Below are 14,478 nucleotides of genomic sequence, written 5' to 3' on the forward strand. Positions count from 1 at the left end.
CAGCTGCGGGCAGTCGTGCCTCCCCCAGTGCCTGAACGGCCTGGGAGGTACCCCCAGGCGGCACGGGTGGGCGCAGCGGCACCCCGCAACGCCGGGCTGCGCACCCACCCGCCCAGCACCGGGCGCCTACGCCAACCCGGCCCGCCGCAGCGCATCCGCCATCGCCCCGCTGGACGGCGCAGGCGCCGACGAAGGCCGACCCTTACCGCCCCCAGAACCACCCTGCCGCTGCTGCCTCTGCCGGGGCGGCTTCCCACCCCGCTCCTTCTTGGGCTCCCCCTGCGGAGCAGCCTCGTCGTCCAACCGCAGCGTCAACGAGATCCGCTTCCGCGGAATGTCGACGTCCATCACCTTCACCTTCACGATGTCCCCGGACTTCACCACGTCCCGCGGGTCCTTCACGAACGTCCTCGACATCGCGGACACGTGCACGAGCCCGTCCTGATGCACACCGACGTCCACGAACGCCCCGAACGCGGCCACGTTCGTGACCACCCCCTCCAGCACCATCCCGGACGACAGGTCGGAGATCTTCTCCACGCCCTCCTTGAAGGTGGCCGTCTTGAAGGCGGGCCGCGGGTCGCGCCCCGGCTTCTCCAGCTCCCGCAAAATGTCCGTGACCGTCGGCAGACCGAACGTCTCGTCCACGAACTGGTCCGGCCTCAGCGACCGCAGCACCGACGTGTTGCCGATCAGCCCGGTCACGTCCTGCCCGGCGGTCTTCACCATCCGCCGCACCACGGGGTACGCCTCGGGGTGCACGCTGGACGCGTCCAGCGGGTCCTCGCCGTCCCGGATCCGCAGGAAGCCCGCGCACTGCTCGTACGCCTTGGGACCGAGCCGCGACACCTTCTTCAGCGCGGTCCGCGACCTGAACGGCCCGTTGGCGTCGCGGTGCGCCACGATGTTCTCGGCGAGCCCGGAGGTGATGCCGGACACCCGGGCGAGCAGGGGAGCGGAGGCGGTGTTGACGTCCACCCCCACGCCGTTCACACAGTCCTCGACCACCGCGTCCAGCGAGCGGGACAGCTTCACCTCGGACAGGTCGTGCTGGTACTGGCCGACGCCGATCGACTTCGGATCGATCTTCACCAGCTCGGCCAGCGGGTCCTGCAGCCGCCGGGCGATCGACACCGCGCCGCGCAGCGAGACGTCCATGTCCGGCAGTTCCTGGGAGGCGAAGGCGGAGGCCGAGTACACGGAGGCACCCGCCTCGGACACCATCACCTTGGTGAGCTGCAACTCCGGGTGCTTGGAGATGAGTTCCCCGGCGAGCTTGTCGGTCTCGCGGGACGCCGTGCCGTTGCCGATGGCGATCAGGTCGACCGTGTGCTCCTTCGCCAGCCGCGCGAGCTTGGCGATCGCCTCGTCCCACCGGTTGGCGGGGACGTGCGGGTGGATCACGTCCGTGGCCACCACCTTGCCGGTCGCGTCGACCACGGCGACCTTCACGCCGGTACGGAAACCGGGGTCGAGGCCGAGCGTCGCGCGGGTGCCCGCCGGGGCGGCCAGCAGCAGGTCGCGCAGGTTGGCGGCGAACACGTCGACCGCCTCGTCCTCCGCGGCGGTGCGCAGCCGCAGCCTGAGGTCGATGCCGAGGTGGACCAGGATGCGGGTGCGCCAGGCCCAGCGGACGGTGTCGACCAGCCACTTGTCGCCCGGCCGGCCGCGGTCGGCGATCCCGAACCGGCTCGCGACGATCGCCTCGTACGACGACGGGCCCTCGGTGGGCTCCTCCGGCTCCAGGACGAGGTCGAGCACGTCTTCCTTCTCGCCGCGCAGCATCGCGAGGATCCGGTGCGAGGGCAGCTCGGTGAACGGCTCGGCGAAGTCGAAGTAGTCGGCGAACTTGGCGCCGGCCTCCTCCTTGCCGTCCTTGACCTTGGCGGCGAGCCGCCCGCGCGTCCACATCCGCTCGCGCAGCTCGCCGATCAGGTCGGCGTCCTCCGAGAACTTCTCCGTGAGGATCGACCGCGCCCCGTCCAGCGCGGCCTGCGGATCGGCCACGCCCTTGTCGGCGTCGACGAACGCGGCCGCCGCGGCGAGCGGGTCCACGGACGCGTCGGCGAGCAGGCCCTCGGCCAGCGGCTCCAGACCCGCCTCACGCGCGATCTGCGCCTTCGTCCGCCGCTTCGGCTTGAACGGCAGGTAGATGTCCTCCAGGCGCGCCTTGGTCTCCGCCGCGCGGATGCGCGCCTGAAGCTCCTCCGTGAGCTTGCCCTGCTCGCGCACCGAGTCGAGGATCGCCGAGCGCCGCTCCTCCAGCTCCCGCAGATAGCGCAGCCGTTCCTCGAGCGTGCGCAGCTGCGCGTCGTCGAGCATCTCGGTCGCTTCCTTGCGGTAGCGGGCGATGAAGGGCACCGTCGAGCCGCCGTCGAGCAGCTCGACCGCGGCCTTCACCTGCCGCTCCCGTACGCCGAGCTCGTCGGCGATCCTGCTTTCGATGGACCCTACGTCGGGTGTCGTCACGATCCCGTACCGCCTTCTCACTGAGGTTGCGCGGCAATTGTGGCAGGTGGCACCGACAATCGGGGATCAGGGCGCCGACCGGGCCGGTCGCGCGACCGACGAGAGGGGCCCGGGTCAGACCCTGCGGCTCCGGGTGGAGGACGAGGCCCCGCCGAAGAGCCGGGCCAGGGCCCGGAAGGGAAGCGTCACCACGGTGGCGATCGCTCCACCGATCTGGCGCAGAACATCTGCGATGGCACGGAACACGTGTAGCCCCTTTCGTTTCCCGGCCGCCCCGGCCGGGAGACTTACGGGTACCTCGGTCGCGGCCTCGCATGCCTGTCCGTACACTCCGTCCGAGCCCGGGCGTGTCGTCAGCGCCCGGCGAGCAGGTCCGCCGGGAAGGCGCCCGCACCGAGCGCCGTACGCGTGAAGGCCGTCCCGAGTTCCGTCAGGCGCGCCACGCCCTCCGCTCCCAGGTGGGCGTAGGGGGCGGCGTCCAGGCGGTCCGTCTCGCGCTCGATCCCCTCGCGCAGGGCCGTGCCCTCCTCGGTCAGTGCGCCGGCCGCGTCGACCAGCCCGCGCTCGCGCAGCCGGCCGACGGCCGCGTCCCACTCCTCCTGCGTCCAGCCCCGGGTGCCGAAGACCCACTTCGGCGCCAGGCCCTTGCCGGTGGCGGTGTGCGTGACCAGTGCCTCCAGGCCGTCCAGGCCCGCGGCCAGGAGCGCTGCGAGGTGGCCGTCGCCGCGGTGTTCGCGCAACAGCGTCGCGGCGTGCCACAGCGCCAGGTGCGGTGCGTCGGGCACGGGCAGGTCCGCGTGGGCCGAGTAGAGCGGGCGGGCACTGCGCGTGCAGCCCTCGGTGGCGCGCAGGGCCAGCTCGGCCGCCTCCGCCATCTCGGCCGAGGCCACGGCCTCCTCGCCCAGCAGTCGGCGCAGCGTCGCGTCGACGGCGCGCAGGCGTGCGGCCAGCGCCTGCTCCGGCGTGACCTTCTCCCACACCGCGGGCACGTGCCGGGCGACGAGGTCGTGCTTGTAGTTGTAGAACGCCGCCGTCACGGCACCGGCGCCCACCGGGCCCAGCGCGGCGGCACGCGCCGCGAAGTTGACGGCCGGGGCGTCGGTGACCCCGAGGGCGCCCAGCTCCCGGCCCAGGTCGGGCGAGAAGTAGTGCGTGGAGTGCAGCGAGTTGAGTGCGTTGTGGCAGCGGCGGCCCGCGCGTGCGTCGGTGGCGGCAGTTGTCATGCCACGCACGTTACCAACCGCTCAGTACGTACCCCGGGTCCGCGGCAGCCATGGCAGGAAAGGAGGGGTTCTCGTCATTGCGGCCGTGCGGCGGCGGGGCCAAGAATCGACGGCATGGCACAGCGCACCGGCCCGACCGGCCGAACCGTCCTGGTCCTCCTCTTCGACGGCGTCCAGAGCCTCGACGTCACCGGCCCCGTGGAGGTCTTCGCGGGCGCCGAGAGGCATACGCCGGGCACGTACCGGATCCGCACGGCGTCGCTGGACGGGGCTCCCGTGCGCACGTCCAGCGGCCTGACCGTCGTACCGGACCAGGCGCTCACCGGCGACCTGCCGGAGCCGGACACCCTGGTGGTCCCCGGCGGCCGGGGCTCGCGGAACCCCGATCCGCGCCTGATCGGCTGGCTGCGCGAGCACGGACCCGGCGCCCGACGCCTGGTCTCCGTCTGCACCGGGGCGATCCTGCTGGCCCGGGCGGGGCTGCTGGACGGCCGCCGCGTCACCACCCACTGGGCCTACAGCGGCCGCCTCGCCCGCGACCACCCGGCCGTGGACGTCGATCCCGACCCCATCTACATCCGTGACGGGAACGTGGCCACGTCCGCCGGTGTCACCTCCGGCATCGACCTCGCCCTCGCGCTGGTGGAGGAGGACCTGGGGCGCGACGTCGCCCTGACCGTCGCCCGGCACCTGGTGGTGTTCCTGCGCAGGCCGGGGAACCAGGCCCAGTTCAGCGCCCAGCTCGCCGCCCAGACCGCGGCCCGGGAGCCGCTGCGCCGGCTCCAGCACTGGATCACCGAGCACCCCGGCGCCGACCTGAGCGTCGAGTCCCTCGCCGCCCGCGCCAGCCTCTCGCCGCGCCACTTCGCCCGCGCCTTCCAGGCCGAGACCGGCACGACCCCCGGACGGTACGTCGACCGGGTCCGTCTGGAACACGCCCGCCGGCTCCTGGAGGACACCGGCGACGGCGTCGAGGAGGTCTCCCGGGCCAGCGGCTACGGCACGCCGGAGGCCATGCGCCGCGCCTTCGTCAAGGCCCTCGGCACCCCACCGGCGGAGTACCGCCGCCGGTTCAGACCAGCGCCGGTCCCCTGACGCCCCGGCACACCGACCTGCCGTACGACCGGACCGCGCGACCGAACCGAAAGAGGAAGCACGTGCAGACAGCCATCGTTCTCTTCGACCGCTTCACCGCCCTCGACGCCGTGGGCCCGTACGAGGTCCTGAGCCGCGTTCCGGGCGCCGAGACCGTTTTCGTCGCCGAGCGGACCGGCCCGGTCCGCAACGACACGGGGAGCCTGGCGCTCACCGCCGACCGGACCCTGGCGGACCTGCCCGCCCCGGACGTCGTCGTGGTGCCGGGCGGCCCCGGCCAGGACGCGCAGATGGACAACGAGACCCTGCTGGACTGGCTCCGCGCCGCCGACGCCACCAGCACCTGGACCACCTCGGTCTGCTCCGGCTCGCTGCTGCTCGGCGCCGCCGGCCTGCTCAGCGGCCGCCGCGCCACCTCGCACTGGCTGGCCCTGGACCTCCTGAAGCGGTACGGCGCCGAACCGACCGGGGAACGGGTCGTCACCGACGGCAAGTACGTCACCGCGGCCGGCGTCTCCGCCGGCATCGACATGGGCCTCACCCTGGTCGGCCGGATCGCCGGCGACGAGCACGCCCAGGCGGTGCAGCTGCTCATCGAGTACGACCCGCGGCCGCCCTACGACGCGGGTTCGCCCGAGAAGGCGCCCGCCCGTCTGGTCGAGGAGTTCCGCACCAGCAACCGCTTCACCCTGACGTAGGCCCGCTCCAGCCGAACCGCGGCTGCCTGCGCTCCAGGAAGGCGGCGACCCCCTCCGCGGTGTCGCCGCTGCGGCGCGCCTGCGCGGTCCAGTGGGCGTCCCGGTCCGTGCGCCCGTTCGCGAAATCCTTCGCCGCGGCCTGGGTCAGCAGCGAGCGGGACGCCAGTACCCGGGTGAACTCCGCCACCCGCTTGCCCAGTTCGCCCTCCGGCAGCACCTCGTCCACCAGACCGGTGCGCAGTGCCCGTGCGGCGTCGATCAACTCCCCGCTGAACAGCAGGTACTTCGCGGTGGCGGGCCCCGTCAGCGCCACCAGCCGCCGGGTGGCGGACGCCGGATACACCACGCCCAGCTTGGCCGGAGTCACGCCGAACAGCGCCGTCTCCTCGGCGAACCGCAGATCGCACGCCGCCGCCAGCTGCGCCCCGCCGCCCACGCAGTGCCCCCGGACCGCGGCGAGCGTCGGCTTGGGGAACGCGGCGAGGGCCTCCTCGGCCCGCACCGCGAGCCCCTGTGCCTCCTCGGCCGACTCGCGCAGGGTCGAGATGTCGGCACCGGCGCAGAAGGTCGCGCCCTCACCGGTCAGCACCAGCGCCCGCACCCCGGGATCGGCGGCCAGGTCGTCGAGGAGGCGGGGCAGCGTGCGCCACATCGCGGCCGTCATGGCGTTGCGCTTGGCCGGGTGGTGGACGACGACGGTGGCGACCGAGTCGGCGACCCGGTGCAGCAGCTGCGGCTCCATGGACCGGATGCTATCCACCGGCCCTGTCGCGGCCGGCGGCCGGGCAGCCGGAACAGGAACGGTCTCGTGTCATGCGTCAACGATCAGAAAACGCTCGATACCTGATGACTTGTGTTCAGGTCTCCGGGGCGACGCGGTGCGTTACCAACACTCAGGGGTGTGGTGACAATCGAGCCCAGGGGTGGCGACCGGACGATGGATGAGACCGGGCCCACCGGGCCGCTGCCGTACGAAGGAGTCTGGCGGTTCACCGCCCCCGCCGTGGACGCCTCGGTGCCGCAGGCCCGGCACGCCGTACGCGACCTGCTGACCCGCCAGGGCGTGCCGGTCTCCGACGACGTGACGCAGGCCCTGCTGCTGATCGTCTCGGAGCTGGTCACGAACGCGGTCCGGCACGCGGCGGTGCTCTCACCGGTGCTCGCCGTGGAGGTCGCCGTCGGGCCCGAGTGGGTGCGGGTGGCCGTGGAGGACGACCACCCCTACCGCCCGACCGCCCTGGAGACCGACCACGGCCGCACCGGCGGACGCGGTCTGCTCCTGGTCCGAGAGGTCACCCGGGAGGCGGGCGGGGCCTGCGACGTGGCCCACACCGCGAGCGGCGGCAAGGTGATCTGGGCCGCCCTGCCGCTCAAGCACGGCAGACCCTAGGTCACCAGCCCGCGGACGGGCCCGTCAGCTCCCGTACGGCCGGCCGGGCCGCGTCGAGGACCGTCATGAACCACGCCGAGAAGGTGTCCCGCGCATGCCGCTCGGTCAGCTCCGCCGGGGACACGAAGGCCGTACCCGCGACCTCCTCCGGGTCCGGGCGCGGCTCGGCCTGGACCAGGCCGACGAAGAGATGGTTGTACTCCTGCTCGACCAGACCGGAGGCCGGGTCCGGGTGGTTGTAGCGCACCGTGCCCGCCTCGGCGAGCAGCGACGGCGACACCCCCAGCTCCTCGTACGTCCGCCGGGCCGCCGCGGCGAACGGCGCCTCACCGGGGTAGGGGTGACCGCAGCAGGTGTTCGACCACACGCCGGGGGAGTGGTACTTGCCCAGTGCCCGCTGCTGGATCAGCAGCCGACCCCGCTCGTCGAAGAGGAACACGGAGAAGGCGCGGTGCAGCCGCCCCGGGGGCTGGTGCGCGGAGAGCTTCTCCGCGGTGCCGATCGTCACGCCGTTCTCGTCGACCAGTTCCAGCAAAATCGCGTCTGCGGTGCCGTTCGACGAGCTGGGCGTCGCGGTGGCAGGAGTGATCGGCATACCCATCCTTCACATCGGTCCTCGCGCCCCAAGTGTGCCGTACGAATCCGGCACTCTCGGCACTTCCCGGCGCACCCGCATGTCCCGCGTGCCCGCGTCGGCACCGGGGCGGCCGGTCGGGCACCGAGCAGGGGCCCGATGGATGATCGTTCCCGGGGTCGGGCTCCGGGAACCCTGCCGCTGGAGCGATCGGCGGCGCGCGCCGGTGCGTGCGCGCCCCCATCGTCCGCCGTGGCGCCCCGGCTCAGCGGCAGAGCCGGGCCTCGTGCTCCGCATGACCGCTGGGCTCCAGCTGGAAGGTGCAGTGCTCCACGTCGAAGTGGTCGCCCAGGCAGCCCTGCAACTCGTGCAGCATCTTCTCGTGGCCGATCGCGTTCAGCGCGTCGCCGTCCACCACCACGTGCGCCGAGAGCACGGGCATGCCCGAGGTGATGGTCCACGCGTGCAGGTCGTGCACGTCCTCGACCCCGTCCAGGGCCAGTATGTGGGCGCGCACCTCGGCGATGTCCACGCCCTTGGGAGCCGCCTCCAGGAGCACGTCGAGGGTCTCGCGCAGCAGGCGCCAGGTGCGCGGCACGATCATCAGGCCGATGAGCAGCGACGCGATCGGGTCGGCCTGCTGCCAGCCCGTGGCCAGGATCACCAGCGCCGAGACGATCACCGCCAGCGAGCCCAGCGCGTCCGCGGCCACCTCCAGGAAGGCGCCCCGCACGTTCAGGCTCTCCTTCTGCCCGCGCATCAGCAGCGACAGCGACACCATGTTCGCCACCAGGCCGATCGCGCCGAAGACGACGGTCGGACCGCCCGCGGTGTCGGCCGGCGTGACGAATCGGTCGATCGCCTCGTACAGCACGTAACCGCCGACGCCGAGCAGCAGCAGACAGTTGGCCAGGGCGGCGAGGATCTCGGCGCGGGCGTAGCCGAAGGTGCGGCGGTCGCTCGGCGGGAGGCTCGCGAAATGAACGGCCAGCAGGGCCATGCCGAGCCCCAGGGCGTCCGTCGCCATGTGCGCGGCGTCGGCGATCAGCGCGAGCGAGTCGGCGAGCAGCCCGCCGACGATCTCGACGACCATGACGGTGAGGGTGATCGCCAGTGCCACCCGCAGCCTGCCCCGGTAGGCGGCCGTCGCCGTCCCGCCGGCGTGGCCCCCGTGCGCGTGCCCGTGATCGTGCCCAGCCCCCATGGGAAAGCCGCCTCCCTGTGTGTCCCGGCGTCCGGAGTCCCGGCGCCCGGATGACAGTCAACTACGGGTAGGGGGTATCGGGCAACGCGGCACTGAACACCGTTGTCATGTGCCCTGACCTGCGAAAACGTTCCGCAGGTCAGGGCGCTGGAAGGCATCTGGAGGAGCGGCTTCCGCCGGGTGGCGCACACCGTCGCCGAGGGGTGCCCTGACGCTGTGCGCACGAGGGTCGACACAGTGCGATGTCCGCGATGCCCGGTCTGGGAGCGCGGTTTGTGGGGCGGGCCCCGCATCCACGATGATGATCGCGGCAAAGGCGGGAGCAAGCGGCGTCGACCGACCGTGAAACGGGCGGTGAACACGGCGTTCCCGGCATCCGATAACCTCTGCCGACATGCCGCCCGGGTGCCCCAGGCACGGGCGCTCCACCATGCACAGGCCCGGCGCCCAGGCGCCGGCACCAGGGAGTGAGTTCGGTTGCCGACCGCCATCCTCACCGGTCAGCCGGTCCCCGGTTCGTCGATCGAGAGCGAGCTGCGGTCCCTGGGCTTCGACGTGCACCTCGCCTCGGGTGCCGCCGACACCGAGACCCTCCTGGCCCGGGCCCCGGGCGAGGAACGGGTCGCCGTGGTCGACGCCCGCTTCGTGGGCCACCCGCACGCCCTGCGCCTGGGCCTCACCGACCCCCGCTTCCCGCTCGCCGCGATCCCGGGCGCCGTGACCGCCCAGCCGGCCGCCCGCCAGGCACTGACCCGCGCGATGGCCCGCGAGAACTCCGCGGGCGGCGGCACCGCGCTGGCAGTGGACAGCCTCGCCGACCGGATCACCGCCGCCCTCGACGCCGACGGCGCCGACGTGCACCGCCCCGAGCTGGGCAGCCTCGTCGCCGCCGTCCCCGCCGACCCGCAGGCCCGCAACGAGGCACGGCAGGCCGTCGCCGCCGTCGACGACGAGGCCGTACGCCTGAAGTCGGCGGTCAAGGCCCGCGACGGCTTCGTCACCACCTTCCTCATCAGCCCCTACTCCCGCTACATCGCCCGCTGGTGCGCGCGGCGCGGGCTGACGCCCAACCAGGTCACCACCGCCTCGCTGATCACCGCGCTCATAGCGGCGGGCTGCGCCGCCACCGGCACCCGCGCGGGCTTCGTCGCCGCCGGAGTCCTGCTCATCGCCTCCTTCGTCCTCGACTGCACCGACGGACAGCTCGCCCGCTACTCCCTCCAGTACTCCACGCTCGGCGCCTGGCTCGACGCCACCTTCGACCGGGCCAAGGAGTACGCCTACTACGCGGGCCTCGCCCTCGGCGCCGCCCGCGGCGGCGACGACGTATGGGCCCTCGCGCTGGGCGCGATGGTCCTGCAGACCTGTCGCCACGTCGTCGACTTCTCCTTCAACGAGGCCAATCACGACGCCTCGGCCAACACCAGCCCCACCGCCGCCCTCTCCGACAAGCTCGACAGCGTCGGCTGGACGGTCTGGGTGCGCCGCATGATCGTGCTGCCGATCGGCGAACGCTGGGCCATGATCGCGGTGCTGACCGCGCTCACCACGCCCCGGATCACCTTCTACGCGCTGCTGATCGGCTGCGCGTTCTCCGCGACCTACACCACCGCCGGCCGCGTCCTGCGCTCGCTGACCCGCAAGGCCGTGCGCACCGACCGGGCGGCGAAGGCACTGGCCGACCTCGCCGACTCGGGACCGCTCGCCGAGGCCGCCGCCAGGGGCCTCGGCACCGCCGCCCGCCGACTGCCCGGCTTCACCGCCCCCGCCGTCGCCCTCCTCGGCGGGGCGGCCGTCGTCGCCACCGCCGCCCTCACCGACTTCGGCGGCCCCTGGCCGCTCGTCGCCGCGATCGTCTACGTGCTGACCTCGGCCCTAGCCGTCGCCCGCCCGCTGAAGGGCGCCCTCGACTGGCTGGTCCCGCCGTTCTTCCGGGCCGCCGAGTACCTCACCGTCCTGGTACTGGCCGCGAAAGCCGACGTGAACGGGGCCCTTCCGGCGGCTTTCGGGCTGGTGGCCGCGGTCGCCTACCATCACTACGACACGGTCTACCGCATCCGCGGCGACGCGGGTGCGCCGCCGCAGTGGCTGGTGCGGACGATCGGGGGGCACGAGGGCCGCACGCTGGTGATCTGCGTGCTGGCCGTGCTGCTCACCGCCACACAGTTCAAGGTCGCGCTCACGGTCCTCGCCGTGGCCGTGGCACTCGTGGTGCTCGTCGAGAGCATCCGCTTCTGGGTCGCCGCCCACAAGGTCGGCGCACCCGCCGTACACGACGAAGGAGAACCCGCATGATCGGCCTCGTGCTGGCGGCCGGCGCCGGCCGGCGTCTGCGTCCCTACACCGACACCCTGCCCAAGGCACTGGTGCCGGTCGGCCCCGAGGGGGCGGAGGACAGCATCACGGTCCTTGACCTGACCCTGGCGAACTTCGCCGAGGTCGGCCTGACCGAGGTCGGGATCATCGTCGGCTACCGCAAGGAAGCCGTGTACGACCGCAAGGAGGAGCTGGAGCGGAAGTACGGCGTCAAGCTCACCCTGATCGACAACGACAAGGCCGAGGAGTGGAACAACGCCTACTCCCTGTGGTGCGGCCGTGACGCCCTCAAGGACGGCGTGATCCTCGCCAACGGCGACACCGTGCACCCGGTCTCCGTCGAGAAGACCCTGCTCGCCGCCCGCGGCGACGGCAAGAAGATCATCCTCGCCCTCGACACGGTGAAGAACCTCGCCGAGGAGGAGATGAAGGTCGTCGTCGACCCCGACAAGGGTGTCCAGCGCATCACCAAGCTGATGGACCCGGCCGAGGCGACCGGCGAGTACATCGGCGTCACCCTCATCGAGGGCGAGGCCGCCGCCGACCTGGCCGACGCGCTGAAGACCACCTTCGAGCGCGACCCGCAGCTGTACTACGAGGACGGCTACCAGGAGCTGGTCAACCGCGGCTTCAAGGTCGACGTGGCGCCGATCGGCGACGTCAAGTGGGTCGAGATCGACAACCACGACGACCTCGCCAAGGGCAGGGAGATCGCGTGCCAGTACTGACGAGGCTCATCCCGTCGCCGGTCGTCGTGGACATCCGCGCGGGTGCCCTCGACGACCTGGGGGGCGTGCTCGCCGACGAGCGCGTCTCCCACTCCGGCAAGCTCGCCGTCGCCGTCAGCGGCGGTTCCGGCGCCCGGCTGCGCGACCGCGTCGCCCCGTCCCTGCCCGGCGCCGACTGGTACGAGGTCGGCGGCGGCACCCTGGACGACGCGATCAAGCTCGCCGGTGCCATGAAGGGCGGCCACTACGACGCGGTCGTCGGCCTCGGCGGCGGCAAGATCATCGACTGCGCCAAGTTCGCGGCGGCGCGCATCGGCCTGCCGCTGGTCGCCGTGCCGACCAACCTCGCGCACGACGGTCTGTGCTCCCCGGTCGCCACCCTCGACAACGACGCGGGCCGCGGCTCCTACGGTGTGCCCAACCCGATCGCCGTCGTCATCGACCTGGACGTCATCCGCGCGGCCCCGGCCCGCTTCGTGCGCGCCGGCATCGGCGACGCCGTCTCCAACGTCTCCGCGATCGCGGACTGGGAGCTGGCCAACCGCGTCAAGGGCGAGCGCATCGACGGCCTGGCCGCCGCGATGGCCCGCCAGGCCGGTGAGGCCGTGCTCCGGCACCCCGGCGGCATCGGCGACAACGACTTCCTCCAGGTGCTGGCCGAGGCGCTGGTGCTCAGCGGCATCGCCATGTCGGTCTCCGGCGACTCGCGGCCGTCCTCGGGCGCCTGCCACGAGATCAACCACGCCTTCGACCTGCTCTTCCCCGAGCGCGCGGCCGCCCACGGCGAGCAGTGCGGCCTGGGCGCGGCCTTCGCGATGTACCTGCGCGGGGCCCACGAGGAGTCCGCCCACATGGCCGGGGTCCTGCGGCGGCACGGGCTGCCGGTGCTGCCCGAGGAGATCGGGTTCACGCCCGAGGAGTTCTTCCGGGCCGTGGAGTTCGCCCCCCAGACGCGCCCCGGCCGTTACACGATCCTCGAGCACCTCGACCTGAAAACCGACCAGATCAAGGACCTGTACGCCGACTATGTCAAGGCCATCGGTAGCTGAACTACGCCCGGTCGTCCATCCCGCGGGGGTCAAGGACCGGCGCAGCGGTGAGCACTGGGCGGGACGCCTCTACATGCGTGAGGTCTCGCTGCGGATCGACCGCTATCTGGTGAACACCAGGATCACGCCCAACCAGCTCACGTACCTGATGACCGTCTGCGGCGTGCTGGCGGCCCCGGCACTGCTCGTGCCGGGCATCTGGGGCGCGGTGCTCGGCGTGGTCGCGGTCCAGCTGTACCTGCTGCTGGACTGCGTCGACGGCGAGATCGCCCGCTGGCGCAAGCAGTACTCGCTCGGCGGCGTCTACCTGGACCGGGTCGGCGCCTACCTGACCGACGCCGCCGTCCTGGTCGGCCTCGGCCTGCGCGCCGCCGACATCTTCGGCACCGGACGCATCGACTGGCTGTGGGCGTTCCTCGGCACCCTGGCCGCCCTGGGCGCGATCCTGATCAAGGCCGAGACCGACCTGGTGGGTGTCGCCCGGCACCAGAACGGGATGCCCCCGGTCAAGGAGGCCGCCTCCGAGATCCGCTCCTCCGGCATGGCGCTGGCCCGCCGGGCCGCCGGAGCGCTCAAGTTCCACCGGCTGATCCTCGGCATCGAGGCGTCCCTGCTGATCCTGGTCCTCGCGATCGTCGACCAGGCGCGCGGCGACCTGTTCTTCACCCGCCTCGGCACCGCCGTGCTCGCCGGCATCGCGCTGCTGCAGACCCTGCTGCACCTGGTGTCCGTCCTCGCCTCCAGCAGGCTGAAGTGAGCGCGCCCATGAAGGTCGGCGCCGTCGTCATCACGATGGGCAACCGCCCCGAGGAGCTGCGTGCCCTGCTCGACTCGGTGGCCAAGCAGGACGGCGACCCGGTCCAGGTCGTCGTGGTCGGCAACGGCTCGCCGGTCCCGGAGGTGCCGGACGGCGTGCGCACCGTCGAGCTGCCCGAGAACCTGGGCATCCCCGGCGGCCGCAACGTCGGCATCGAGGCCTTCGGCCCGGGCGGCAGCGACGTCGACATCCTGCTCTTCCTCGACGACGACGGCCTGCTCGCCCGCAGCGACACCGCCGAGCTGTGCCGCGAGGCCTTCACCGCCGACGACGAGCTGGGCATCATCAGCTTCCGCATCGCCGATCCGGAGACCGGCGAGACCCAGCGCCGGCACGTCCCGCGGCTGCGCGCCTCCGACCCGATGCGCTCCTCCCGGGTCACCACCTTCCTCGGCGGCGCCAACGCCGTGCGCACCCGTGTCCTCACCCAGGTCGGCGGGCTGCCGGACGCGTTCTTCTACGCCCACGAGGAGACCGACCTGGCCTGGCGGGCCCTCGACGCGGGCTGGATGATCGACTACCGGGCCGACATGGTCCTCAACCACCCCACGACCGCGCCGTCCCGGCACGCGGTCTACCACCGCATGGTCGCCCGCAACCGGGTCTGGCTCGCTCGCCGCAACCTCCCCGCGCTCCTGGTCCCGGTCTACCTCGGCGTCTGGATGCTGCTGACCCTGCTGCGCCGCCCGTCGCGACCTGCGCTGAAGGCCTGGTTCGGCGGGTTCCGCGAGGGCTGGGCCACCCCGTGCGGTCCCCGCCGGCCCATGCGGTGGCGTACGGTGTGGCGCCTGACCCGGCTGGGCCGCCCCCCGGTGATCTGACAAGCTCGTACCCGAGAGCGTTCCGGCCCCGACCGGGGCCACCAGGTCCATGCCAGGCCCGCACGGCCGAGCATTTTTCGAAGACGAGAGTTTC

The 14,478-nt window shown here is 72.6% G+C and carries 14 protein-coding genes; 8 read left to right on the top strand and 6 right to left on the bottom strand.

The genetic code is table 11. The annotated features are described in order from the left end of the window. Window positions 1–126 precede the first annotated feature (126 nt). The 3 genes from ACGH52_RS33330 to ACGH52_RS33340 form a co-directional block, all read right to left on the bottom strand. Window positions 127–2,469, bottom strand: coding sequence for a Tex family protein (locus ACGH52_RS33330; RefSeq protein ID WP_121703818.1), 2,343 nt, complete (start codon window positions 2,467–2,469; stop codon window positions 127–129). A 114-nt stretch (window positions 2,470–2,583) separates the two neighbouring features. Continuing rightward, entirely contained in the window at window positions 2,584–2,715 is a 132-nt protein-coding gene (locus ACGH52_RS33335; protein WP_010042827.1) for an LPFR motif small protein, read from the bottom strand. Between the two features lie 107 nt (window positions 2,716–2,822). Beyond that, a complete protein-coding gene (locus tag ACGH52_RS33340) occupies window positions 2,823–3,692 on the bottom strand; it encodes a hypothetical protein (RefSeq protein ID WP_171987503.1) in 870 nt (289 codons plus the stop codon). Between the two features lie 114 nt (window positions 3,693–3,806). Between ACGH52_RS33340 and ACGH52_RS33345 the strand changes: the two genes are divergently transcribed. Beyond that, window positions 3,807–4,787, top strand: coding sequence for a GlxA family transcriptional regulator (locus ACGH52_RS33345; RefSeq protein WP_399944813.1), 981 nt, complete (start codon window positions 3,807–3,809; stop codon window positions 4,785–4,787). Window positions 4,788–4,849: 62 nt separating this feature from the next. Next, a complete protein-coding gene (locus tag ACGH52_RS33350; RefSeq protein WP_210974790.1) occupies window positions 4,850–5,485 on the top strand; it encodes a DJ-1/PfpI family protein in 636 nt (211 codons plus the stop codon). On the opposite strand, the gene ACGH52_RS33355 is transcribed toward ACGH52_RS33350, so the two are convergent. Continuing rightward, window positions 5,472–6,227 carry an enoyl-CoA hydratase/isomerase family protein gene (locus ACGH52_RS33355; protein ID WP_399944816.1) on the bottom strand — a complete coding sequence of 252 codons (756 nt, stop codon included), beginning with the start codon at window positions 6,225–6,227 and terminating at the stop codon, window positions 5,472–5,474. The two genes, ACGH52_RS33350 and ACGH52_RS33355, sit on opposite strands and share 14 nt — an antisense overlap. Before the next feature lie 195 nt (window positions 6,228–6,422). On the opposite strand from ACGH52_RS33355, the gene ACGH52_RS33360 reads away from it, so the two are divergent. After that, a complete protein-coding gene (locus tag ACGH52_RS33360; protein ID WP_059297164.1) occupies window positions 6,423–6,875 on the top strand; it encodes an ATP-binding protein in 453 nt (150 codons plus the stop codon). A gap of 1 nt (window position 6,876) precedes the next feature. On the opposite strand, the gene idi is transcribed toward ACGH52_RS33360, so the two are convergent. Then, window positions 6,877–7,470, bottom strand: coding sequence for an isopentenyl-diphosphate Delta-isomerase (gene idi / locus ACGH52_RS33365; protein WP_076977422.1), 594 nt, complete (start codon window positions 7,468–7,470; stop codon window positions 6,877–6,879). Between the two features lie 244 nt (window positions 7,471–7,714). Next, window positions 7,715–8,653 carry a cation diffusion facilitator family transporter gene (locus ACGH52_RS33370; RefSeq protein ID WP_059297162.1) on the bottom strand — a complete coding sequence of 313 codons (939 nt, stop codon included), beginning with the start codon at window positions 8,651–8,653 and terminating at the stop codon, window positions 7,715–7,717. Window positions 8,654–9,130: 477 nt separating this feature from the next. Here ACGH52_RS33370 and ACGH52_RS33375 point away from each other — a divergent pair, with 477 nt between their 5' ends. From ACGH52_RS33375 to ACGH52_RS33395, 5 genes are read left to right on the top strand one after another with little or no spacing between them, the layout of a single operon-like run. Continuing rightward, the gene (locus ACGH52_RS33375) at window positions 9,131–10,948 is read left to right on the top strand and encodes a DUF5941 domain-containing protein (protein ID WP_399944821.1); all 1,818 of its coding nucleotides are present in this window, start codon (window positions 9,131–9,133) and stop codon (window positions 10,946–10,948) included. Continuing rightward, complete coding sequence (locus tag ACGH52_RS33380) at window positions 10,945–11,697, top strand: sugar phosphate nucleotidyltransferase (RefSeq protein ID WP_121703813.1); 753 nt, start codon at window positions 10,945–10,947, stop codon at window positions 11,695–11,697. The genes ACGH52_RS33375 and ACGH52_RS33380 overlap by 4 nt, the downstream gene beginning before the upstream one ends. Continuing rightward, the gene (locus ACGH52_RS33385) at window positions 11,685–12,746 is read left to right on the top strand and encodes an iron-containing alcohol dehydrogenase family protein (RefSeq protein ID WP_059297159.1); all 1,062 of its coding nucleotides are present in this window, start codon (window positions 11,685–11,687) and stop codon (window positions 12,744–12,746) included. Before ACGH52_RS33380 ends, ACGH52_RS33385 begins: the two co-directional genes overlap by 13 nt. After that, complete coding sequence (locus ACGH52_RS33390; protein ID WP_171987504.1) at window positions 12,724–13,503, top strand: CDP-alcohol phosphatidyltransferase family protein; 780 nt, start codon at window positions 12,724–12,726, stop codon at window positions 13,501–13,503. Before ACGH52_RS33385 ends, ACGH52_RS33390 begins: the two co-directional genes overlap by 23 nt. Before the next feature lie 8 nt (window positions 13,504–13,511). Continuing rightward, window positions 13,512–14,384 carry a glycosyltransferase family 2 protein gene (locus ACGH52_RS33395; protein WP_121703812.1) on the top strand — a complete coding sequence of 291 codons (873 nt, stop codon included), beginning with the start codon at window positions 13,512–13,514 and terminating at the stop codon, window positions 14,382–14,384. The last annotated feature ends 94 nt before the right edge of the window (window positions 14,385–14,478 follow it).

Source organism: Streptomyces sp. BBFR25, assembly GCF_044590125.1.
GTDB classification, from domain to species: domain Bacteria; phylum Actinomycetota; class Actinomycetes; order Streptomycetales; family Streptomycetaceae; genus Streptomyces; species Streptomyces canus_D.